The organism is Nonomuraea sp. NPDC050478, from assembly GCF_044458265.1.
GTDB classification, from domain to species: Bacteria; Actinomycetota; Actinomycetes; order Streptosporangiales; family Streptosporangiaceae; genus Nonomuraea; species Nonomuraea ferruginea.
Map to the genome: position 1 here is coordinate 354,331 of NZ_JBITHT010000004.1, position 23,053 is coordinate 377,383.

The window sequence follows — 23,053 nt, forward strand, 5'->3', positions numbered from 1 at the left end:
CGGAGCCTAGGACGACCATGCGAAGAATATTCATCTTTCGAGTCTCAGCCTGGTAACTGACTCGGACGGCAAGCGGCCTCAGATCGGAGGCAACCACGACTCCAGGCCGCAGACACAACTGCTACGTCGACGTCCAGACCTTGACAGCGTGTACTCCGGCAGCTCAAACCGAGTCCGGGCTCTGCGCAGCTAACTGAGTTCGTCCGAGATCCGTCGGTGGCCAAGCGTGTGGTGCTGACGGTGGTACTGAAGGTGGTCGCGGTCGATGTCGTGCTTCAGCGTCAGCTTGCCGATCGGTTCGCCATCCGTCTGATCAATCACGCTGAAGTCATCTTCAATGGTGATCGCCCCATACTTAAACAGGTCTCGATGGTTGGGGCAGAGGCACAGCAGGTTGGCCTTAACGTCGGGCCCCAGGTGAGGTTGCTCTAGCCCTCGGATGTGCACCGTGGTGGCAAACCGCAGGCCGCCTGGCACTTCGAGCACCACGCCACACACCTGACAGGCATGGTCGTACATCTGCTTGAGTTCGGTCGCCAGCAATCTGTCTGCGTAGATACCGGGGGCAACCTCTTCCCGCCGCCCTGGGGGAAGCTTGCGGCTCAGGTGGCGTGCTGAGGGCTTGTGGGAAGAGCCGTCATTTATCTGTTCAAGCCGGAACTGGAGCACAGTAGGCCCGTCGGTGCCGCGCTTGGTCCAGTAGTCAGCAACGGTGAAGAGTCCGTCGTAGCTGTAACCGGCCGCCGGCGAGAACTCCGGACTGCCACCAGACCCACGAATAACCCTAACTGGGAGGGCAGTCATGATGCTCTTGATGAGGGCAGCGTTACCCGGATCGTCGGCCGACTGATCCTTGACCTGCACACCGGTATTAGGATCACGCCCTCCATGACCGGTGTAGATGATCACATCCCCGTAGTCTTCGTCATCCTTGTATCCACCCGACACCACGATGGACTCCGCGCCACCCCGCTCAGCTGTGCCACAGATGCCCGCCTGTAGCGGCCGGTGCACACCTGCTTCATGTAGGGCACGGCGGTTGTGGAAAAGGGTGCCTGAGTGGATGCCGTCGATAGGGCCATAGAACTCTTTGAGGACGAAGCGCTTCTGATTCTTATGGGCACGGTTGCGTACGAGCGCGATGTGAGCTGCAAAGTTAGTCTCCCGCTTCTGTGGTACGGGCAGACCCTTATCTCGCAGCGACTCCTGCGCATGCTTGAAAACCGTGTCCAGGTCCAGCAACTCTGGCTGCTCGGGGATCCCTTCCCGGATGAGGTGGATCAGCTCGCCAGTAAAGGCCGTATAGTCGTCCAGACCGCCGAGCGCAGTCTTGTTCTCGGTCGTCGCTGTCATCATGTACGAGCCCGTGATGCGGGTGCTGTTAGCCACCCGTTCTACAGGGTCCTCGCCACCCATCAACCCAAGCGCAAGTCCGCTGTAGCAGCAGTCGAGGATGATGATTTTACGCCGCGCCAAACTCGCCCGAAGCTCGTTTCGTACGGTGTCGTAGGCCACCGCGCTGTACATACGATCCCGGTGCGAGTCGACCAGAGTGAGGTAGAGATCGCTCTCCACAGAATGCATCAACCCGTGGCCAGCGAAGTATACAATAAGAGTGTCCTTAGCCTCTTTTCCAGCGTCGTACAGCGGGTCCATCATCGCTTCTACCGACGCGGGGTTATGGACGACTGTGCAATGCTCTGCTGGTAGGCCCCACAGGTCAGAGCGCTGGAGCAACCCACCCAAGGTCTTGAGGTTGTTGGCGACGGCAGGGAGAGGGCTGAGATGGGTGTACTCGCTTGTGCCAATCAACACAGCACGCGACGTCAAAGGGTCAGGGAGGTTCAATCGTGATCCTCCATCGCTTTGAGAATCTGGACAATGAGCGCCGACTCTGCCTCAGACACGACGACGGTTGTCCCTCCGCGTTCAATCGTGACCTTTGGAAGGTGACGCCGCGTACCGCGCCACCGCGATAGTGTCTCGATGAATGCCGGCCATTGCAAGCCGCTGGTCACAGCTAGGGCGATGAGGTCGAGTACGTCACCCATCTCGCCAGGCTTTGGATCCTTCGACTTCAGGCTCACGTCCATATAGTCAAGAGCTTCGATATCCCTCATCAGCCAGTCGTAGAGCGACCGAAGCTCTTGTTCGGCGAAATCTCCATCCATGCGAAGGTTGACCGTTTCAGTCACCACGTCACCGCCAATCTGCTAACGAATCTGCGTGGGGGATGCTACCGCCAATCGCCCCACGCGGGCTTCCAAATGAGGAAGAAACGGGCACCTCGCGCGGTTCCCCCGACTACCATTCGCTGGCCGTCAATTTGGCGCGCACGAAATAGAAGAAAGGGCTGATCCATAACGGTGCCGCATCGAGGCCTTTGTGGGGCGAGCGAGGGTTGATCGTGGTCCCGTTCTCGCCATGGCGCTTCATCTCTCAGGAGCGGCCCGCTCGCGTGGTCACCCGCCCGGCCCGACCTCATTGTTCGGAGCCCCGTCCCCGGTGGTAGGCAGGTCTCCGCGCTCAACCGGACTACGCCATGGTGACGGCGATGCGGTCACGGCTGCTTGACGGGCACCGGCTATCGCGTTCTTCAACGTCTCCCGGTTCACGTCGGTGACCTTCCCAGCCAGGAGGAGAAAGGCATCACCCTTGACGGCGACGTACTCATGCCGCCCGGCCGCCTCCCGATACCAGCCGCCCTCATCAGGCGTGCACCGCACAGGAGCATCGACCGGCTCGGCGTCGGTGACCGGCCGCTCGCGGCAGACCGCGTCGTCGAAGGCGCCGCGATCGACGCGCAGTTGCACCTGCCTGCCGTCCGGTGAGACGTAGAAGGCCCCGAACCCTTCCTCACCCACCGCGCCGACGGACTGCTCCTGGAGCTCGTACCCGGGGAGATCCACGACGTAGATCAGCTCCGGATCGGTGCCCTGGCCGAGAGCCTGGTCGATGGCGGCCTGGCTGAGCACGCCTTGCGCACCGCAGGCCGACACGGCGAGGAGCGCGACCATCAACGGAGCCTTCTTCATGACGCTCCCCCCAAGTGCGGACACGTACGGGTGAACATACTGCGCCTGACGATCCCACGGCGGCAGCGGATTCAGAGGGAGCGGAGTCTTGGCGTGATGACCTAGGGGTCTTCCAGGGGCCGCTGGTCCGGGGTGATGAAGACGTAGCCGCGGTTCGGCGGAACGCATTCATCAGGCAGGTTGAGGTGGTCGAAGCCGTCGGTGGTGTGGGGAGCGTACGAGTCCCCGTACAGACGCTCGCCTTCGAGGATCGTGCCGGCGTGGGGCACCTCGACGCCGCGCTTCCCCTGCCGCATCACCGGCTTGCTGCCGGCGGGCCACACCGGGGCCGCGACTTCCCCTTCGTAGCCGCTCTCCAAGGTCATGGTGAGGCACTTGCTCCTGGCGTCGTAGCCGAGGATTCCGGGGATGCTCATCTCAAGGCTGATGTCCCTCGGCGTGTTGACGATGATCTGCGGATCCCGGCCGACAAGCGTGATCTCGTCCGGGCCTCCGCCGCAGGCCGTGACGGCCAGCGCGATGGCGGCGCGTAACGCCATGGTGGGTCGTGGCATGGAAGCCTCCTCGTACGGTCCTCGCCGCCGCGATCGGTCAGCGAGGAGTACGGGTTCGATGAGTGCCCAGGTTCATCCCACGGAGGCCGTGATGGTGCCGGTATGCCGAGCCGGTCTCGTCCGATGCGGTGTCCGGAGGCTGGTACGCGTGGACATACTGCCTCTATACCGCCGGTCCCTAGGGTCTTCGACGACAGCGAGTCGAACACCATGAAGGGGCAACATGCGACTGGCACGTATAACCGTGGCCGCTGCCGTGGCGGGGGTCACCCTGTTGAGCACCACGCCCGCGTCGGCGGCGAGCTACTGGAGCTCGTCGGCGCCGAAGTACGCGACGAAGGTGGGGACCCTGAAGACGAAGTCGGTCCGTATCGGCAACGGGGGCAGCTTCACGATCCAGCTTCGCTCGGGCAAGTGGGGGTCGTACAGCTATCTCTGGGCTCGCGCGCCCAAGGACTCCGACGCGGACAGCCACCGCATCATCCTGCAGGTCTACAACCCCAAGACGGGGAAGTGGGACAGCCAGGGCACAGGGATCAAGAACACGACCTACTCCCCCGCGCACCGGGCCATCGCCGGCCGCCTCTACAAGGCGTGCGCGAAGGCGTCCATCCTCGGCGGGAGCCCGGCCACGTGCACCGGCTCCTGGCTCGTGTGACCCTCTGAACGAGGTCAGAGTGACGCCCCCCGGCCTGCCGGGGGGCGTTTTCGATTCCCGGCGGCCCCCGCCGTAGCGCGATCAGCAAGGTTAGCCTAACCTTATTCCCATGACCGAGGAGATCTCTCTCCGCGGGGCGGAGCTGTGCCTCAGCTATCACGGCGCCACCGTGGTGCACGACGGCCGGATCGCCCTGCGGCCGGGCCTGGTGACCGCGCTGGTGGGCCCCAACGGCAGCGGCAAGTCCACGCTGCTGCGCGCGCTCGCCCGGCTGCACCGGCCCGACAGCGGCGCGGTGACGCTCGGCGACGGCGCCGACGCGCTGGGGCTGTCGGCGCGCGACTTCGCCTGCCGGGTGACGCTGCTGGCGCAGAGCCGGCCCACGCCCGGCGGGGTGCGGGTGTCGGACGTCGTCGGGTACGGGCGGCACCCGTACCGGAAGCGCTGGAAGGCGGCGGATCCTGACGGGGCCGCGGCTGTGGCGCGGGCGATGGAGCTGACCGGCGTGACGGCGATGGCCGAGCGGCCGGTCGACGAGCTGTCCGGCGGCGAGCTGCAGCGCGTCTGGCTGGCCACCTGCCTGGCGCAGGACACCGGCGTCCTGCTGCTGGACGAGCCCACCACGTTCCTCGACCTCCGCTATCAGGTGGAGCTGCTGGAGCTGATGCGCGACCTGGCCGACGAGCACGGCGTGGCGATCGGGGTCGTGCTGCACGACCTCAACCAGGCCGCCGAGATCGCCGACCACGTCGTCCTGCTCCATCAGGGGCGGGTCCGCGCCGACGGGCCGCCCGCGCAGGTCCTCACCGAGGACCTGCTCAGTGACACGTACGGGATCCGCATCGAGGTCAGCCATGACCCGGTGAGCGGGACCGTGACCACCCGGCCGATCGGCCGGCACAGCAAGAGCGTCATCGCAACGACATGACAGGAACCACCATGCGCAGTGCCCTGACGGCCATCGCGGCCATCGCCCTTCTCGCCGCCTGCGGCACGACCGAAGCACCCGTACCCGAGCAGGCGGCGTCGGCGAGCGCGGAGCCGTCGGCGGCCCCCGTGACCGTGACCGACAGCCGGGGCAAGGAGGTCAAGCTCGACCAGCCGGCGACCCGGGTCGTGAGCCTGGAGTGGGCCGAGACCGAGATCCTGGCCAGTCTGGGCGTCATGCCGGTGGGCGCGGCCGACGTGAAGGGGTTCGCCGTCTGGAACACCGCCGTCAAGCTCGACCCCTCGGTGCAGGACGTCGGCATGCGGCAGGAGCCCAGCGTCGACTCGATCAGCGCGCTCGACCCCGACCTGGTCGTCATGGAGTCCGACGACGTGGAGCTGGCCGCGCAGCTGGAGAAGTTCGTGCCGGTGCTGGTGGCCAAGGGCAGCGACGCCACGCGCAACCTGGAGCGGATGCGCGAGGACGTCACCATGATCGCGACGGCGGTCGGCAAGTCCGACGAGGGCGCCAAGCTGCTGAGCGACTTCGACGCGGCGCTGGCCGGCGGCAAGGCGAAGATCGAGGCCGCGGGCGGCGCCGGCAAGCCGTTCGTGATGGCCGACGGGTGGAAGCAGGGCAGCTCGATCTCGATCCGCCTGTTCGGCAAGGGCTCGCTGGTGTCCGAGATCGGCGGTCAGCTCGGGCTGGAGAACGCCTGGAAGGGCGAGGTCGACAAGCAGTGGGGCCTGGGCACCACCGACGTCGAGGGCCTGACCGTGCTCAAGGACCCCGAGACCCGCTTCTTCTACAACGCCTCCGACGGCGAGGACGTCTTCGCCGACGGGCTGGCCAAGAACGCCATCTGGAAGTCGCTGCCGTTCGTGGAGAAGCAGCAGGTCACCCGGATGCCCGACGGCATCTGGACGTTCGGCGGGCCGCTCTCCGCCCAGCAGTACGCCGACGCGCTGGTCAAGGCGTTCACCGGTTGAGCACCGAAGTCCTGACCCCGTCGGTGCCCGACACGCCGCTGCGGCGGCTGGGCACCGCCGGGGTCTTTCTCCTGACCTTGGCGGCCGTCGTCCTGGTGGCCGCCGTGCACGTGACGCAGGGCACCTCCTCGGTCGGCGCGCTCGACCTGCTGGCGCTGCCGTTCGGCGGCAGCGACGAGGCGGCCCGGGTGCTACTGGCCTCGCGGCTGCCGCGGCTGCTGGCCGGGGTCTGCGTGGGCGTCGCGCTGGGCGTGGCGGGCGCGCTGCTGCAGGCGATCGCGCGCAACGCGATGGCCTCGCCGGACACGCTGGCCGTCAGCGCGGGCGCCTACCTGGCGGTGGTCGCGGGGAGCGTGGCCGGGCTGGCGCTGCCGGTGCCGGTCTCCGGCGTGCTGGCGCTGATCGGCGGTCTGGCCGCCGCCGCGCTGGTGCTGGCGCTGTCGTCGGGCGGGCGTACGGGGACGACGCGGCTGATCCTGGCCGGGTCGGCCACCGCGCTGGCGCTCAGCTCGCTGACGAACCTGCTCATGATCCTGTTCGAGCAGGAGACGACCGGGCTGTTCGCGTGGGGCAGCGGCTCGCTCGTCCAGACCGACCTGGTCGCGGTCACGCAGCTCGGGCCGGTGATCGCGGTGGCGCTGGTCGCGGCGGTGCTGGCCGGGCCGCGGCTGGACATCCTCGGCCTGGGCGACGACACCGCCACCGTGCTCGGGGTGAACGTGCCGCGGCTGCGCCTGTGGCTGACCATGCTGGCGGTGCTGCTGGCGGCGGCGGCGGTGACGATCGCGGGGCCGATCGGGTTCGTCGGGCTGTGCGCGCCGGTGATCGTGCGGCTGCTCCCCCGGTCGATCCCGGGCCTGCACAGGAGCCGGACGATGCTGCCGCTGGCGGGGCTGGTCGGCGTGCTGGTCGTGCTGGGGTCCGACATCGCGCTGCGGGCCGTGCTGGGCGCGCAGGCGGGGGTGGAGGTGCCGCCGGGCGTGGTGACGACCGTGTTCGGCGCGGCGGTGATGATCTGGCTGGCGCGTCGCTACCGTGACGCGGGGCCGACCCGGCGGCCGCCGGAGGCGCGCACGGGCGCGTCGCGGTCGCGGGGGGCCTTCCTGGCCGTGGTCGCGACCGGTGTGGTGCTCCTGGTGGGGGCGCTGGTGCTGGGGCTGCTCGGTGGTGACCGGTGGCTGCTGACCGGCGACGTGGTCAACTGGCTGCAGGGGCGCAGCGGGCGGGCGCTGACGTTCGTGCTCGACCAGCGGTGGCCCCGGGTCGCGGCCGCCGCGCTGGCCGGGGTCGCGCTGGCGGTGGCGGGGGCCGCGGTGCAGGCCGTGTGCCGCAACCCGCTGGCCGAGCCCGGCGTGCTGGGCGTGACGGCCGGGGCGGGGGTCGGCGCGATCACGCTGCTCACCGTGGTGCCGATGGCCGGGATCTGGACGATGTCGGCGGCGGCGGGCGCGGGCGCGCTGATCGCCTTCACCGTGGTCTACGGGCTGTCGTGGCGTGGCGGGCTGAGCTCGGACCGGCTGGTGCTGATCGGGGTGGGCGTGCAGTACGCGTGCACGTCGATCATCGTCCTGATCATCGTGCTGTCCGACCCGTGGAACACGGCCAAGGCGCTGACCTGGCTTTCCGGCTCCACGTACGGGCGCGTACCGGCGCAGCTCATCCCGGTGGCGCTGGCCCTCGCGGTCACGGTGCCGCTGCTGGCCTGGCTGCGCCGGGACCTCGACCTGCTGTCGCTGGACGAGGACACGCCGCGGGTCCTGGGCGTGCCGCTGGAGCCGGTGCGGCTGACCGCGCTCGCCTGCGCGGTGCTGCTCACGTCCACGGCCGTGTCGGCGGTGGGGGTCGTCGGCTTCGTCGGGCTGGTCGCCCCGCACGCGGCGCGCGCCCTGGTCGGGGCGCACCACAACCGGGTGCTGCCGGTCGCCGCGCTGCTCGGCGCGCTGCTGGTCAGCCTGGCCGACACGCTCGGCCGTACGGTGATCGCGCCGGCGCAGGTGCCGGCCGGACTGGTGACGGCGTTGATCGGCACGCCGTACTTCGTCTACCTGCTGTGGCGGGCCCGGCCCTCCACCTGACCGGCGCCCTCCGGGACGTACAGCGGCTGGAGGGCGCCGACCAGCGGCCAGGTCAGGGCGGCCATGTCGGCGGGGGTGCGGTGGCAGCCGCGCTGGAGCCAGTCGGTGGCCACGCCGATGAGCGCCCCGGCGGTGAAGGCCGCGGCGACCTCCACGCGGTCGTCGGCCCAGCCGTCGGCACGCGGCTCGGCGCGGTCTTGAGTGCGGTCTTCACCCGGTGGCGCGGGCGGGTGGAGGTGCCTCTGGATGGCCGTGATGATGCGGCGGCGGATGTGGTCGCAGACGCGGGCGCTGCCCTGGGGGCCGAGCAGGGCGCGGTAGAGGCCGGCGTGCTCGGCGAGGCTGGTGAAGAACTCCTCCAGTGACCGGATCGCCTCCGGCCCGGGGTCGGCCGTGCCGGGGTGCGGGCTGGGCAGGGACTCGATCAGGGTGTCGATCATCGCGGTGCAGGCGGCCTCGGCCAGCTCGTGCACATCCCGGTAATGGTCGTAGAAGGTCGAGCGGCTCACTCCGGCGCGCACGGCCACGTCGGCGACGGTGACGCGGGGCAGGTCGCGCTCCGCGACGAGCTGGATCAGCGCACGGGCGAGGGCGGCCTGGGTCCGGCGCACGCGCCGGTCGCCGGAGGCGCTGCTCAGGGGTATTGCCACGCCCATCACTTTACAAGGTGCACGATTTCCTACACGTGTAGGGTAACGTCGAAGCAGGACGAGCGGAAGGATCGCCATATGCGGACGTGTGTCCCGTGACCACCCCCCGGAGCATCCTGATCGTCGGCGCGTCGGCCGCCGGGCTGAGCACGGCGGAGGCCCTGCGGCGGCTCGGCTACGGAGGGCGGCTGACGCTGCTGGACGCCGAGGCCCGGCTCCCCTACGACCGGCCGCCGCTGTCGAAGCAGGTCCTGGCCGGCGAGTGGGAGCCGTCCCGGGCCCAGCTGCGTGACGTGGCCAAGCTGGAGGCGCTGGACGCCGAGCTGATCCTGGGCGAGCCCGCCGCCGCGTTCGACGCGGAGGCGCGGGCCGTCACCGACGGGTCCGGGCGTGCGCATCGCGCGGACGCCGTGGTGATCGCCACCGGCCTGGCCACCGCCGCGTTGCCCGGCCAGGATGGGCTCTCGGGCGTGCACGTGCTGCGCGGCATGGACGACGCCGTCGCCCTGCGCGCGCACCTGGCGGAAGGCCCTCGGCTGGTGGTCGTGGGCGAAGGGGTGCTGGGGGCCGAGGTCGCCGCCACCGCCCGCGGCCTGGGCCTGGACGTCACCCTCGCCGGGATGGGGCACACCCTGCTCGGCGAGCAGGTCGGCGCCGAGGTCGGCGGCATGCTCACCCGGCTGCACGCCGAACGCGGCGTCCGCCTGCGACTCGGCGCCGAGGTCACCGGCTTCGCGAGCGACAAACCAGCGACCAGCGGGCCGGTGAACGACAAGCTGGCAACTGGCGGGCCGGTACGTGGCAGGCCGGCGGACGGCGGGCCGACAACCAGCGGGCCGATGGACGGCGGGCCGACGACCGGCGGGCCGGTGGACGGCGGGCGGGTCAGCGGGGTGCGGCTGACAACTGGGGAGTTGCTGCCCGCAGAGGCGGTCGTGGTGGCCGTCGGGTGCCGGCCCGCCACCGGCTGGCTGGAGGGCAGTGGGCTGGTGCTGGGTGACGGGGTGGCGTGCGACGCGCGGTGCCGCGCCGCCGACGGGGTCTACGCCGTGGGCGACGTGGCCTCCTTCTGGCACGAAGGGCTCCACAGGAGGCTGCGGCTGGAGAACCGGACCAACGCCACCGAGCAGGCCCAGGTCGTCGCGGCCAACCTGCTCGGCGCCGATCGCCCGTACGTGCCGATCCCGTACTTCTGGACCGACCAGTACGACGTCAAGATCCAGACGCACGGGCTGCCGTCGCCGGAGGCCGAGCTGAGCGTCGCCGAAGGCGACCCGTCGGAGCGCCGCTTCGCCGCCCTCTACCGCGAGGGCGGGCGGGTCACGGGGGTGCTCGGCTGGAACATGGCCAAGCAGGCGCGTCTGCTGAGGCAGCGCGCGCTCGCCTGACGACCGGCTCGTCCTGATGAATCATCCGTACGGAGGAGATGACGAATGAAGCAGGACCTGAGCTACCCCATCCCCAGCGAGGCGGCGCTGGAGCCGCCCGCCGAGTGGGCCGAGCTGCGCGGCGAGTGCCCGGTGGCCCACGTGAAGCTGCCCAGCGGCGACCAGGCGACGTTGCTGACCAGGTACGCGGACGTCAAGCAGGTGCTCGCCGACCCGCGCTTCACCCGCCTGCTCACCGCGCCCGACGCGGCCCGGCTGTCGGCCACCGACGACGGCGGGCTGTTCAACAGCGAGATGGCGCAGATCATCCCCGACGGCGGCGAGGAGCACCTGCACTGGCGGCGCCTGGTCGGCCGGTGGTTCACCGCCAAGCGGATGGCCGCCCTGCGGCCGTCGATGGCGGCGATGGCCGAGGAGCTCATCGACGACATGGTGAAGCACGGCGCGCCCGGCGACCTGCGGGCCGCGCTGGGGTTCCCGCTGCCGGTGTACGTGATCTGCGACATCCTGGGCGTGCCCGCGGAGGACCGGGAGCGGTTCGCGTACTGGTCCGACACGCTGCTCAACCTGACCCGCTACGACAAGGCCGAGATCGACGCCGCCCAGGGCGAGTTCTTCCAGTACATGTCCGACCATCTCGCGGCGAAGCGGGCCGAGCCGGGCGACGACGTGCTGAGCGAGCTGCTCGCGGCGGGCGGCCCTGAGGAGGGCGGGCTGACCGATCTCCAGGTGCTGGTCACCGGGATGGGGCTGCTGGTCGCCGGGCACGAGACCACCGCCAACATGATCGGCAAGATGGTCGCCATGCTGCTGGACGACCGGACGCGGTGGGAGCGGCTGCTGGCCGACCCGTCGCTGATCCGTACCGCGGTGGAGGAGACGCTGCGGATGGACGCCAACTCCGGCTTCGGCCTGCCGCGCTACCTGCGCGACGAGACCGAGGTCAGCGGCGTCCACCTGCCCAAGGGCACCACCGTGGTGTGCAGCATGGCGGCGGCCAACCGCGACGAGAGCGCCTTCGACGCCGCCGGTGAGATGGACCTGGGCCGCACGCCGAACCCGCACCTGGCGTTCGGCGCCGGCGCGCACTCCTGCCTGGGCCAGGCGCTGGCCCGCACCGAGCTGCAGGTCGTGCTGCAGGTGCTGCTGCGCAAGCTGCCGTCGCTGGAGCTGGCCGTGCCCGCGGCGGAGCTGGAGCGGGTGGAAGGGCTGGCCGTCGGCGGCCTGCGCACGGTCCCGGTCCGCTGGTGATCCGAGAATCGAGAGGGGAATCCCATGAAGGTCGTCGTCGACGAGGACAGCTGCTGCGGCGCCGGTCAGTGCGTGCTGCTCGCGCCGGAGGTGTTCGACCAGCGTGACGAGGACGGCATCGTCGTCCTGCTGGACGCCGAGCCGGGCGAGGAGCGGCACGCCGCGGTGCGCGAGGCCGCGGCCGTGTGCCCGGGGGCCGCGATCGAGGTCGAGGAGGGCTAGGAAGGGCTACAAACTATTGACGTTGGCACAGTGATCTGTAGAGTGCGGTCACCGGCACGGCTCCCCCCACCGACTCGGACGGCCGCACCACGCCCTGCTGGGCGTCGGCTGACCCGTGTTCGGGGTAGACCCTGGGTGGTGAGTCGTCGTCCGAGGGAGATCGACGTGAGTGAGCCACCCGCTTACCCGTTCCGCAATCCCAGCGCGCTGGAGCCGCCGCCGGAGTGGGCCGAGCTGCGGCGGAGCTGCCCGGTGGCGCCCATCAGGCTGGCGAGCGGTGACCGGGCGCTGCTGCTGACCCGGTACGACGACGTCAGGCAGGTCCTGTCCGACCCGCGCTTCACCCGGCAGCTCGACGCGCCCGACGCCGCCCGGGCCACCGCCCAGGAGTCCGGGGGCGTGTTCGGCTCGCTCGGCCGCTCCATGACCGGTGACGAGCACCGGGCCTGGCGGCAGTTCGTCGGCCGGGCGTTCACCGCCAGGCGGGTGACCGCGATGCGGCCCAGGATCGAGGCCATGGCCGGGCACCTGGTCGAGGAGATGGCCGCGCGGGGGCAGCCGGCCGACCTCGTCTCGGGCGTCGGGTTCCCGCTGCCGGTCTGGGCGATCTGCGACCTGCTCGGCGTGCCCGACACCGACCGCGACCGGTTCTCGTACTGGTCCGACACCTTGCTCAGCATGACCCGGTACGGCGCCGCCGAGATCGACGCCGCCCAGGCCGAGTTCGACGCCTATCTCGTCGCGCTCGTCCAGGCCAAGCGGGCGGGGCCGGGCGACGACCTGATCAGCGAGCTGCTCGCGATGGTCGAAGGGCTGGACGGCCGCCTGACCGAGCGGCTCATGCTGAGCACGGCCAAGGGCCTGCTGGTCGCCGGGCACGAGACCACCGCCAACATGATCGGCAAGATGGCGTCGATGCTGCTGGCCGACCGCTCCCGCTGGGAGGCGCTGCTGGCCGACCCGTCGCTGATCCCGCCGGCCGTGGAGGAGGTCCTGCGCTTCGACGCCAACCCGGGCTTCGGGATGCCGCGCTACCTCAGCGAGGAGGTCGAGGTCGCGGGCGAGACCCTGCCGAAGGGCACCACCGTGGTGTGCAGCCTGGCCGCGGCCAACCGCGACGAGCGGCGCTTCGAACAGGCCGGCGAGCTGCGGCTGGACCGCGCGCCGAACGCGCACGTCACCTTCGGCGTCGGCCCGCACTCCTGCCTGGGCCAGGCGCTGGCCCGCGTCGAGCTGCAGACCGTGCTCCAGGTGCTGCTGGAGCGGCTGCCGTCGCTGGCGCTGGCCGTGCCGCCCGGAGAGCTGGAGCGCCGCGAGGGCCTGATCGTCGGCGGGCTGGAGCGGGTGCCGGTCCGCTGGTGATGGTTGCCCTGTTTTCGCACCTCAACGGCCTTTTCGGGGTAGGAGGGGTCGAGGGGGATGTGCGATGGGGGCCAAGCTCGACTACGCGGCGGTGTTCGACGCGATTCCGACGCCGTGCACGGTGGTGACGCCGGATCTGGTCATCGTGGCCGTCAACGACGCCTGCCTGAGGGCGACCCGCCGCACCCGGGAGGAGGTCGTCGGGCGGTCCATCCTGACCGCGTTCGCCAGCCCTCCGGGGTTCGTGGAAGCCCTGCGCACCTCGCTGGAGCAGGTGACGAGCACGGGAGAAGTGGACGTCATCCCCCTGGTCCGGCACGACGTCGAGGCCGAGCGGCGGGGCGAGCTGGAGGAGCACCACTGGAACCTGGTGCACGTGCCGGTCTTCGACCGGGACAGGCGGCTGAGCTGGATCATGTGCTGGGCCGAGGACATCACGCCCCTGCTGGGGGCCGCGCCGGACGCCCACGACGACGGCGACGAGCTGGAGCCGCACATCCACCGCCGCGCCCGCGACCTGGTGGAGCTCAGCTCCCGGCTGAAACAGGCGTACCGGCAGGAGCAGCAGACCGTGTCGGCGCTGCACGAGGCCATCGAGCACCAGCAGCGGTTCCTGTTCGACGCCACCCACGACCTGCGCAACCCGATCACCGGGCTGATGACCGAGCTGGAGGTCGCGCTCACCGAGTCGGACGCCCGCATGCACCCGACCCTGCGCAAACTGCACCGGGACGTCGAGCGGCTCGACGCCATCGTCGGCGACCTGCTGGCCCTGGCCCGCCTCTACACGGCGACGCCGCCCGCGACCGACCGCGTCGACCTGGGCCGGCTGGTCGTGCAGGAGCTGGAGGAGCACCCGCCGAGCGGCGAGGTGATCACCCGGCTCGACCCGGGCGTGGTGGTCCGGGCCTCGCGGGTCCGGCTGGCCAGGGTCCTGTCCAACCTGGTCGCCAACGCCGAGCGGCACACCACGAGCAAGATCGAGATCGTCGTGACCGCCGACCCGCCGTCCGCCTTCCTGGAGGTCATCGACGACGGTCCCGGCATCCCGCCGGCGGATCGCGAGAAGGTGTTCCACCGCATGTACCGCCGCGCCGACGCGCGCGCGAAGGACCCGCGCGGGTCCGGCTTCGGCCTGGCGATCGGCCGCGAGATCGCCCAGGCCTACGGCGGCGACCTCTACGTCGCCGACCACCCCGGCGGCGCCCGCCTGGTGCTACGCCTCCCCCTGGCCCAGGCCCAGAGCTGAGCCGATCAGATCACCTCGCCTCCCCCCGGCCCAGGCCCGGGGCTGAGCCGATCAGATCACTGCCCTGGTGCTCAACCTCCTCCTGGCCTAGACCCAGGAGTGAGCCGATCAGGTCACCTCGCCTCCCGCTGGCACAGGCCCGGGGCTGAGCCGATCATCCGCCGAGTTGGGCGTGCAGGGCGCGGGCGGTCCGTACGAAGCGGCTCGCCCCCTTGCGCGCCGCCGCCTCCTCGGCGGCGGGGAGCGGGCCGCGCGCCCCCGCCCGGCGGGCGGCGTCGATCGCGAACGAGAGCGCCTGGGTGTGTGAGGCGTGCGGCCGCTCGTCCGGCCCCGGCAGATAGACCGCCAGCAGCCCGGTCATGATCTGCCACACCTCCCGGTGGGCGCCCCGTTCGGCGCACTCCTCCAGGATCGCGCGCACGTCGCTCATTCTGGCCACGTCCCTGCGCAGGCACAGCCCGAGCTGCCGGCCGCACTCCACGGCGGGCAGGAGCCCGGCGGCGGCGGCGCTCAGCAGCAGGTCCCGGCCACGCTCGGCCACCTGGGCGGCGATCAGCAGCGCGGTCGCCTCGCCCACCGGCCCGTCCTGGGAGAACAGCGCGGCCACGTAGCGGTGGAAGTAGCCGGGCCGCTCCCAGATGTTGAGCAGGTGCGGCAGAAGGTGCATGGCCACCGCCTCCCGGTCCGAGGGCAGCGTCAGCCGCCAGGACTCCATGTAGCGGCCGTGGTCCTCGAACGTCCAGGGGCGCGGATCGGACAGCAGCGTGTCGACCAGGGCCAGCCCGGTCGGCTCGACCCGGATGCGCGGGCGCAGCCGCGGGCTGTGCTCACCCCGCTGCCGGTCGTGCGTGTAGTCACCGTTGGCGTGGGACCAGTCCACGCGCAGCTCCGGCTCCGGGCGGGCGGCCAGCCGGCGCGCCAGCGTCGCGCCCGCTTCCGAGGTGAGCTTCCCGGCGCGGTGGATCACCTCCGGGTCCACCTCGCGCGGCAGCCGCAGGAGCGCCTGCCCCAGGTCGGCGGGAAGGGCCTCGGCACCGGCCCGTTCGTACCCTTCGACACGGGCCACCAGCTCGGCGGGGTCGAGGTGGCCGGAGGTCAGGGTGGGGGTGGCCAGCAGGTACGGCGGCAGCGTGCCGGCCTTCAGCGCCGCGTGGATCTCGGCGCAGCGCATCAGCATGGCGTAGTGGGGTGCCGAGACGTGACCCGGGGCCGGCAGCCGGTCGAAGCCGGTGTCCGTGTCGCACTCGGCGGCGTGGCCGGCGCGAGGGCGCACCGGGGGTTCCGCCCCGGGGTCGGCGGCCTCGCGCAGCAGCGCCTCGGTCCACTCGGCCAAGTGGCACCAGTGGGGCCGCTCGTAGATCCGGCCCTGGCCGGGGCGGGGCCGCTTGGACGGGTCTCGGACGAAGCCGTCGAGCCACCGTTCGAAGACGATGCCGTCGTCGACCTTGTCGTAGGCGGCGGTCAGGTCGCCGAGCGGCGGCGGGAACGGCTCACGGGCCGGCGGCTCGAACGGCGGCAGCGGCACGGGCTCGAAGTCGTCGGCCGGCTCCGGCTCGGCCGCCACCGCGCCGTACGCCTCCGGCAGCCACGCCGCCAGCTCAGCGGGCAGGACGCCCGCAGCCTCGCGCACGGCCTCGGCCCCGGCGGGTGTGAACCGCGCCGCGTGCTTGACGGCCAGGCGCACCGCCCGCTCGCGTACCTCGTACGACTCGCACAGGAACGCCGAGGCGAGCGCGGGGGCGAGGTCGTCGAGGTCGCCGGCCGCGTCTCGGGCGGCCCGGTCGAGCAGGGTCAGGCCGGCGCGCACGAACTTGCCCTCGGGGCGGAACAGCAGCGCCGCCACCGCCTCGCCGAGATCCGCGCCGCTCAGCCCGCCGGCGCCGCGGAGCTGCCGCAGCGCCAGCTCCGCCACCGCGCCCGGCGAGGCGGGCAGCAGCCGCAGGTAGTCGGGGACGCGCCGCTCGCTCGGCGCGGGGGCCAACATCTCGTGCAGACGGGCGAAGAACCGCAGGTCGGTGGCGTCACCGCCGCGCAGGAACCGGCTCAAGCAGCCGTCGACCAGCGGCTCAGGGTCGAGCCGGCCGGCCGCGACCGCGTCGCGCAGCGCGCCGAGCCAGGTGCGGCGGCTGGAATCCCAGGAGGGCGGGTCGACGTTGTCCTCGCGCAGCGCCCGGCCCACGCCCTCGGCCTCGAACAACCGGGGCACGAGGTGGCCGGCCAGCGGGTCGTGCTCCAGGTCCGGCGGCTGGGACACCCAGGCGACCGTGAGGGGGTCGTGGTCGGGCGGCACGGCGCCGGAGCGGCGCAGCAGCTCCAGGGCCAGCGGCACGCTGTCGTCGCGAGCCTGGGCGCGGCTGCCGCGCAGCCGCAGAGCCAGCCGCGCGGCGAGATCGGCCTGCCAGCGCGGCGGCCGTGCGGCGATCACCCGCAGCAGCGGCCCGGAGTCGAGCGGGCGCCGCCAGCGGGTGAAGTCGCGGCGGTAGAGCCAGGTCGCGACAGCCGCCGCACCGCCGAGCACACCCGCGCCGGCGACCCGCATGGGCTCGATCCATTCCTCGCCGTCGGTCCACACGCCCCGGCGCCGGTCGCGTTCGGTCACCGCCTTCCTGGCGACGCCGATGTGGCCGGGCAGCCCGTCGGCCACCTCGCGGCGCCCGGCCTCGTCGAGGGACAGCACGGCGTCCGCGACCAGGGCGGGGTCGCCGGTGGTGATGGCCCTGCGCACGCGGGGCCACGCCCCGTCGCCGGGGAGGTGTGTCGTCATGCCGCACACCGTAGAGATCGTCTCCGACAGAACCCGGTGGCCCCGGGTCGGCTCGCCCGCGGGGTCAGCGCTCGCAGACGAGGCCGTCGCCGTCGCGGTCCTGGTACCAGGCGTACTCGGGGTCGCGGCCACGCTGGTACGGGCCGTAGCCGGCGGCGTTCGCGTCGCCGCAGGTGCGGAAGCGCGGGTCGGTGCCGGGCTTCGGGGTCTTCGTCGGCTTCGGGGTCTTGGTGGCCTTGGGGGCCGGCGTGGACGTGGGCGCGGCGCCCTTGTCGCACTTGCCCGACCAGATGCGCAGCCGCTGCTTCTGGGCCTTGCGCTGCTCGGCGCGCATGATTTTGATGTAGCGGTCGTTCGGCTTGTACAGCACCGCCTTGCCGTAGCCGTAGCGGACCAGGTTGCGGTTGACGTGCACGCCCTTGGCGTTCCACACGTAGTAGAGCCAGCGGCCGTACCGGTCCTTCGGGTCCCTGTCCCGTACGAGGTAGGCGGTCTTGCCGAGCGGCAGCAGCGCGGCGGTCCGGTCGGTCGCCGTCTGGAACCAGCACTGGCCCCGTTCGGGGGTGTCGACCTCCAGGAGCCGGACCCGGATCTTCTTCCCCTTGCGCATGACGTCGATCGTGTCCCCGTCGACGATCTTGACCACCTTCGTGGCGATGGCGCCCTTGGGCAGGCCTGACGGCCGGTCGGCGGCGGTCGCCGGTGCGGCGACGCCCACGGACAGGATCGCGGCCACGGCGGTGACGGCCCCGGCCAGGGAACGGATGTGCATCGATGCGTCTCCCGTGAACAGCAGGACTGAACGGGATATAGACGCATATGGAAAGCGGAGGGTGTACAGAAATGTGCGCTTGACTCACATTGACCTGGCCGGTCAGCGGTCGCTACCCCGGGATCACGAGGGCGATCAGCGAGATCAGCGCGATCGGTCCCATCACGGCCGCCGACATCACGGTCGCGCGGTGACCGGGCAGCAGTCGGGCGAGGATCCGCGAGGCGGCCCGCCGCACCGCGCCCGCGCCCGGCAGCACGAACAGGCCCAGTGTGAACGCGCCCGCGGCCAGGGAGTCCACGTGGCCGGCGCTCAGCGGGCCGGCCCAGTGCAGGAAGACCGCGGCGGCCATGCCGAACGCCAGCGCCAGGAGCGTGTGGCCGAGCGCCACGAGCGCGGCCCTGACCAGCGGCTGCCGGTGCTCGTCGAGGAAGTGGTCGCCGGCGCGCAGCGCCAGCGCGAGCGCCGCCATCGCCAGGCCCACGGCGACCGGCATGATGACGGTCATCGACACCAGCGTCACGAGGATGAGCACGCCGACGAAGTCGCTGCCGGCCAGGAACCTCCGGAGCTCGAACGGCTGAGACGGGGACGGCGACGGGGACGGGCGGCGCTCCGCAGACCGGAGACGCGGCCATTTCCGCGGGCCGCCCTCCTCCGGCGCGCTCGCCGCGTACTCGACAGGCGGCAGCAGGTCGGACACGGTCTTCCCGTACGGACCGATGCCCGCCCGGGCGGCGGGGCCGGACGAGGAGACGGGGCCGGACGAGGCGAGGGGCCCGGGCGAGGAGGCAGGGCCGGACGAGGAGACGGGGCCCGACGAAGAGGCGAGCCTGGCAGTGGAGGCGGGGACCGCCGAGGCCGCAGAGGAGTGGCCCGGCGCGGAGGCGGGGTCCATGACTCGGGTGCGGTCCGTGCCGCCCGACGGATCGAGCGCCTCGGCCATCCGCAGCAGCTCCCCCGCGCGGGGCCGGGCCACCGGGTCGATCTCCAGCGCCCGGCTCAGCCAGCCGCGCAGCCAGGCCGGGGCCCGGTCGAGCTGCGCCCGCCCTTCCATCGTGTTGTAGCAGACCGCCTCGAACGTCCCCGTCCCGAACGGCGGCAGCCCCGTGGCGGCGAAGAACACCGTCGAGGCCAGCGCGTGCACGTCGGCCGCCTGGGTGATCTGCGTGCCGCGGATGATCTCCGGGGCCAGGTAGCCGGGCGTGCCGACGAACATGCCCGTCCGCGTCAGCCTGACCGCGTCCACCAGGTGCGCGATGCCGAAGTCGATGACCAGCGGCTCGCCGCCGGACAGCATGACGTTGGAGGGCTTGAGGTCGCGGTGGATCACGCCGGCCGCGTGGATGTCGACCAGCGCCCGGCACAGCCCGAGGGCGAGCCTGATGACCTCGCGGGCCTCCAGCGGCCCCTGGGTCAGCACGGTCTCTTCCAGCGTGCGGCCGGGGACGAACCGGGTCACCACGAACGGCTGCCCGCTCGTGAGCTCCGCGCCGACCACCTCGGCGACGTACCGGCTGCGCACCCGCCGCATCGCGTCGACCTCGCGGAAGAGCCGGTCGCGGGCCTTGAGATCGGCGGCCACGTGCGGGTGCAGCACCTTGATCGCGACCTTGTGGCCCGCCCCGTCGAGGCCGAGGTGCACGACGCCCATGCCGCCCTCGCCGATCTTCTCGATCACCCGGTACGGGCCGAGTTGCTCCTGCGCCTGCGTGCTCATTGACCGACGTCATCCTCCGTGTCGAGCTGTCCGAGATGCACAGTAAGCGAAGAACGGTGCGCGCGCGTCCCTTCGCAGGTCAGGACAGCAGGGACTCCAGCTCGGCGACCGCGTGCGCGCGGTGGACCGTCAGGGTGGCCACGGCCTCGTCGGCGTCGCGGCGGCGGAGCGCGTCGAGGGTGGCGCGGTGCTCCTTGACGACCCGCTCGCGGTTGGCCGGGCCGCCGTAGTACATCGACCGGTAGGCGTCGGTGGTGTCCCACAACGTCCTGATCAGGCGGGACAGCCGGGGCATGCCCGCGCAGTCGAACAGCGTCATGTGGAAGAGCCGGTTGGCGGTGGCCATGGCGAGCACGTCGCCCGCGTCGGCGGCCCGCTCGACGTCGTCCTGCGCGGCCCGCAGCCGGTCGAGGTCGGCGTCGGCGAGCCGGGCCACCGCGCGGCGCACGGCCTCCTCCTCCAGCAGCTCGCGGATGCGGTAGACCTCGCGCAGGTCGTCGAGCGAGAGCGTCTCGACCGAGTAGCCCCGGTGGGCCTCGTAGCGGACCAGGCCCTCGCCCTGGAGCGTCTTCAGCGCCTCGCGCAGCGGGACGCGGCTGACCTGGAGCTCCTCGGCCAGCGCGTCCTGCCTGATCGGGGCGCCGGGTCGCAGGCGGCCGGTGGTGATGGCACGGCGCAGCTCGCCCAGCACGAACTGCTGGGCCGTCGGCGGCCTGCGCCGCGCCTCATCCGCACTCATCCCCCCAGGCTAATGGGAAACCTGCTCATCAGCCTGCCGCCCCATGGTCGTCCTCGGCTTCAGGCCGCAGCGGCAGTCCATTTAGCAGGTTTCCCATTAGTATCCCACGAACCCAATCCCCGTCCTGTCCGAGCGCCGGGGGCGGCAGGCGGTAGGCGGGCGGGGTGGCGCCGAGGCGGATGGGGTTGGCGACCTGGCCCACGCCGTCGATCTCCACCTTGGGCTCCAGGCCGAGTTCGCCGGCGAGGGCGAACGCGGCGGCCAGGTCGTTGATCGGCCCGCACGGCACCCCGGCGGCGGTCAGCAGCTCGAACCACTCGTCGGCGGTGCGCGCCGCGAGCGCCTTGTTCAGCTCGTCCACGAGCCGGTCGCGGGCGGCGACCCGGCCGGCGTTGGTGGCGTATCCGGCGTCCCCGGCGAGGTCGGGCCGCTCCAGCACCTCACAGAGCGCCACGAACTGCCGGTCGTTCCCGGCCGCGATGACGATCGGCCGGTCGGCGGCCTGGAACACCTCGTACGGGACGACGCTCGGATGCCGGTTGCCCATGGCCCGCGGCACGACCCCGGCGGCGGCGTACGCGGAGGAGTGGTTGGCCAGCGCCGACAGCACCGAGGACAGCAGCGAGACCTCGACGTGCTGGCCCTCGCCGGTGCGGTCGCGGTGGCGCAGGGCCGCGAGGATGCCGAGCGCGGCGTGCAGGCCGGTGATCACGTCGACCACGGCCACGCCCGCCTTCGTGCCCTCGCCGCCGGGCTCGCCGGTGACGCTCATCAGCCCGCCGACGGCCTGCGCGATCAGGTCGTAGCCGGGCAGCGCGGCCCCCTCGCCCGACCCGAACCCGGTGACCGAGCAGGAGACCAGCCCGGGGTTGAGCGCCCGCAGCGTCTCGTGGCCGAGGCCGAGCCGCTCCATGGTGCCCGGCTTGAAGTTGTCCACGACCACGTCGGCGCGGGCCGCCAGCGCCCGCGCGACCTCCAGGTCCGCCTCGTCGCGCAGGTCGAGCGCGATCGACCGCTTGTTGCGGTTGACCGCGAGATAGTACGTGGCCTCGCCGCCGGGGGCGTAGGGCGGGCCCCAGTGGCGGGTGTCGTCGCCCGCGCCGGGCCGTTCCACCTTGACCACCTCGGCCCCGAGGTCGGCGAGCAGCATGGTGGCGTACGGCCCGGCCAGCACCCGGCTGAAGTCGGCGACGAGCAGCCCGTCCAGCGCGGTCATGCCGGCGCTCCCAGGTAGACCGTCACCGTCCGGGTGTAGAACTCCCTGGCCGCCCGGCCCTGCTCCTTGGGCCCGAAGCCGCTCTGCTTGGCCCCGCCGAACGGCACGTGCGGGAAGGTGCCCGCCGACTCGGAGTTGACGTGCAGGACGCCGACCTCCAGCCGGTCGACGGCCGACAGCGCGACGCCGAGGTCCCTGGTGAAGACGGCGGCGGACAGGCCGTGGTCGCTGAGATCGGCCAGCGCGAGCGCCTCCTCGGCGCCGGACGCCCGCACCGCGCCGACGACCGGCCCGAACAGCTCGGTGCGCCAGAAGTCGACCCCGGTGCCCGGCAGGCCGAGCACGGTCGGCGGCGTGAACCAGCCGTCGCGGTCCAGCGGCTCGCCGCCGGCCAGCGGCTCGGCGCCCTCGGCCACGGCGCGCGCCACGCCGGCCGTCACCCGGTCGCGGGCGGCCGAGCTGACCAGGGGGCCCATCTCGACGCCCGGTTCGAGCGGGTCGCCGACGACGAGGCGCCCGGCGCGGTCGGCGACCCGTTCGAGCAGCTCGTCGGCGACCTGGTCGGCCACGATGAGCCGCGAGGTGGCCGTGCACTTCTGGCCGGTGGACCGGAACGCGCCCAGGCACACCTGCTCGGCGGCGTGGTCGAGGTCGGCGTCGGCGAGCACGATCGAGGCGTTCTTGCCGCCCATCTCGGTCTGCACGGGCTTGCCCAGCTCGCCGCAGCGGGCGATGACGGCGCGGCCGACCGCGGTGGAGCCGGTGAACGACACCGCGTCCACGCCGGGGTGGTCCACGATGGCCGAGCCGGCGTCGCCCTCGCCGTGGACGAGGTTGAGCACGCCGCCGGGCAGCCCGGCGTCGGTCAGCGCCCGCGCCAGCCGGTAGGCCAGCAGCGGCACCAGCGAGGACGGCTTCCACACGACGGTGTTGCCGTAGCTGAGCGCGGGGGCGATCTTCCAGGCCGGGATGGCGATCGGGAAGTTGAACGGGGTGATCATCCCGGCGACGCCGATCGGCTTGCGGACGACGAGCACGTTCTCGCCCGGCCGCGGGGAGGCGTAGACCTCGCCGCTCTCCCGGTCGGCCTCGCCCGCGTAGTAGCGCAGGATGCGGGCCGCGCCCCGTACCTCGGCGACGGCCTCGGGCAGCGTCTTGCCCTCCTCGCGGGCCAGCTCGGCGCCCCACGCGTCGGCGCTGTCGTCGATGAGGCCGGCGGCGGCGGTGAGCACGGCGGCGCGGGCGTGGTGCGGGGTGGCGGCCCAGCCGGGCGCGGCCTCGCGGGCGGCGGCCACCGCCCGCTCCACCTCGGCGGGCAAGGCGAACCGCCCGCGCGCCACCACTTCGGCGGGCCTGGCGGGGTTGGCGGAGGCGAACTCCGCGCCGTCCCCCTCGACCCAGCGGCCGCCGATGAGATTCAGAACGTCCATAGGCAAAGCACCCTAACTGTGGCATATTGGATTTTCAATATTGGATCCAAA

At 71.9% G+C, this 23,053-nt stretch carries 20 protein-coding genes; 9 read left to right on the top strand and 11 right to left on the bottom strand.

Annotated features, from left to right (window positions below; translation table 11 throughout):
• Window positions 1–189: 189 nt before the first annotated feature.
• From ACIBF7_RS21620 to ACIBF7_RS21635, 4 genes are all read right to left on the bottom strand, one after another.
• A complete protein-coding gene (locus ACIBF7_RS21620; protein WP_397197946.1) occupies window positions 190–1,848 on the bottom strand; it encodes a YDG/SRA domain-containing protein in 1,659 nt (552 codons plus the stop codon).
• Window positions 1,845–2,195, bottom strand: coding sequence for a hypothetical protein (locus tag ACIBF7_RS21625; RefSeq protein WP_219545269.1), 351 nt, complete (start codon window positions 2,193–2,195; stop codon window positions 1,845–1,847). Before ACIBF7_RS21625 ends, ACIBF7_RS21620 begins: the two co-directional genes overlap by 4 nt.
• A gap of 267 nt (window positions 2,196–2,462) precedes the next feature.
• Window positions 2,463–3,035 (bottom strand): hypothetical protein, encoded by a 573-nt coding sequence (locus tag ACIBF7_RS21630; RefSeq protein WP_397197947.1) that lies wholly within the window; start codon window positions 3,033–3,035, stop codon window positions 2,463–2,465.
• Between the two features lie 101 nt (window positions 3,036–3,136).
• A complete protein-coding gene (locus ACIBF7_RS21635; protein ID WP_364228725.1) occupies window positions 3,137–3,589 on the bottom strand; it encodes a hypothetical protein in 453 nt (150 codons plus the stop codon).
• A 223-nt stretch (window positions 3,590–3,812) separates the two neighbouring features.
• On the opposite strand from ACIBF7_RS21635, the gene ACIBF7_RS21640 reads away from it, so the two are divergent.
• The 4 genes from ACIBF7_RS21640 (at window position 3,813) to ACIBF7_RS21655 (ending at window position 8,239) form a co-directional block, all read left to right on the top strand.
• Window positions 3,813–4,247: a hypothetical protein gene (locus tag ACIBF7_RS21640; RefSeq protein WP_364228723.1), complete on the top strand. Its 435-nt coding sequence runs from the start codon at window positions 3,813–3,815 to the stop codon at window positions 4,245–4,247.
• Window positions 4,248–4,356: 109 nt separating this feature from the next.
• Entirely contained in the window at window positions 4,357–5,175 is an 819-nt protein-coding gene (locus ACIBF7_RS21645) for an ABC transporter ATP-binding protein (protein ID WP_397197948.1), read from the top strand.
• Between the two features lie 11 nt (window positions 5,176–5,186).
• Complete coding sequence (locus tag ACIBF7_RS21650; RefSeq protein ID WP_397197949.1) at window positions 5,187–6,164, top strand: ABC transporter substrate-binding protein; 978 nt, start codon at window positions 5,187–5,189, stop codon at window positions 6,162–6,164.
• Window positions 6,161–8,239, top strand: coding sequence for an iron ABC transporter permease (locus ACIBF7_RS21655; RefSeq protein WP_397197950.1), 2,079 nt, complete (start codon window positions 6,161–6,163; stop codon window positions 8,237–8,239). The genes ACIBF7_RS21650 and ACIBF7_RS21655 overlap by 4 nt, the downstream gene beginning before the upstream one ends.
• Here ACIBF7_RS21655 and ACIBF7_RS21660 read toward each other — a convergent pair.
• Window positions 8,206–8,895, bottom strand: a complete 690-nt coding sequence (locus ACIBF7_RS21660; RefSeq protein ID WP_397197951.1) for a TetR/AcrR family transcriptional regulator — start codon at window positions 8,893–8,895, stop codon at window positions 8,206–8,208. The genes ACIBF7_RS21655 and ACIBF7_RS21660 overlap by 34 nt on opposite strands.
• 89 nt (window positions 8,896–8,984) lie before the next feature.
• On the opposite strand from ACIBF7_RS21660, the gene ACIBF7_RS21665 reads away from it, so the two are divergent.
• From ACIBF7_RS21665 to ACIBF7_RS21685, 5 genes are all read left to right on the top strand, one after another.
• Window positions 8,985–10,277: an NAD(P)/FAD-dependent oxidoreductase gene (locus ACIBF7_RS21665; RefSeq protein ID WP_397197952.1), complete on the top strand. Its 1,293-nt coding sequence runs from the start codon at window positions 8,985–8,987 to the stop codon at window positions 10,275–10,277.
• A 45-nt stretch (window positions 10,278–10,322) separates the two neighbouring features.
• Entirely contained in the window at window positions 10,323–11,528 is a 1,206-nt protein-coding gene (locus tag ACIBF7_RS21670) for a cytochrome P450 (protein ID WP_397197953.1), read from the top strand.
• 24 nt (window positions 11,529–11,552) lie between these two features.
• Window positions 11,553–11,750 (top strand): ferredoxin, encoded by a 198-nt coding sequence (locus ACIBF7_RS21675; protein WP_271275032.1) that lies wholly within the window; start codon window positions 11,553–11,555, stop codon window positions 11,748–11,750.
• A gap of 165 nt (window positions 11,751–11,915) precedes the next feature.
• Window positions 11,916–13,112, top strand: coding sequence for a cytochrome P450 (locus tag ACIBF7_RS21680; protein WP_397197954.1), 1,197 nt, complete (start codon window positions 11,916–11,918; stop codon window positions 13,110–13,112).
• 64 nt (window positions 13,113–13,176) lie between these two features.
• Window positions 13,177–14,361: an ATP-binding protein gene (locus ACIBF7_RS21685; RefSeq protein WP_397197955.1), complete on the top strand. Its 1,185-nt coding sequence runs from the start codon at window positions 13,177–13,179 to the stop codon at window positions 14,359–14,361.
• Between the two features lie 154 nt (window positions 14,362–14,515).
• On the opposite strand, the gene ACIBF7_RS21690 is transcribed toward ACIBF7_RS21685, so the two are convergent.
• The 6 genes from ACIBF7_RS21690 to ACIBF7_RS21715 form a co-directional block, all read right to left on the bottom strand.
• Complete coding sequence (locus ACIBF7_RS21690) at window positions 14,516–17,125, bottom strand: hypothetical protein (protein WP_397197956.1); 2,610 nt, start codon at window positions 17,123–17,125, stop codon at window positions 14,516–14,518.
• Window positions 17,126–17,189: 64 nt separating this feature from the next.
• A complete protein-coding gene (locus ACIBF7_RS21695) occupies window positions 17,190–17,897 on the bottom strand; it encodes a thermonuclease family protein (protein WP_397197957.1) in 708 nt (235 codons plus the stop codon).
• 112 nt (window positions 17,898–18,009) lie between these two features.
• Complete coding sequence (locus ACIBF7_RS21700; protein ID WP_397197958.1) at window positions 18,010–19,617, bottom strand: serine/threonine-protein kinase; 1,608 nt, start codon at window positions 19,615–19,617, stop codon at window positions 18,010–18,012.
• Window positions 19,618–19,696: 79 nt separating this feature from the next.
• Window positions 19,697–20,356 carry a GntR family transcriptional regulator gene (locus tag ACIBF7_RS21705; protein ID WP_219545256.1) on the bottom strand — a complete coding sequence of 220 codons (660 nt, stop codon included), beginning with the start codon at window positions 20,354–20,356 and terminating at the stop codon, window positions 19,697–19,699.
• Window positions 20,357–20,384: 28 nt separating this feature from the next.
• On the bottom strand, window positions 20,385–21,572 hold the full coding sequence (locus ACIBF7_RS21710) for a CaiB/BaiF CoA transferase family protein (RefSeq protein WP_397197959.1): 1,188 nt from the start codon (window positions 21,570–21,572) through the stop codon (window positions 20,385–20,387).
• Entirely contained in the window at window positions 21,569–23,002 is a 1,434-nt protein-coding gene (locus ACIBF7_RS21715; protein WP_364228700.1) for an aldehyde dehydrogenase family protein, read from the bottom strand. Before ACIBF7_RS21715 ends, ACIBF7_RS21710 begins: the two co-directional genes overlap by 4 nt.
• Between the last annotated feature and the right edge of the window lie 51 nt (window positions 23,003–23,053).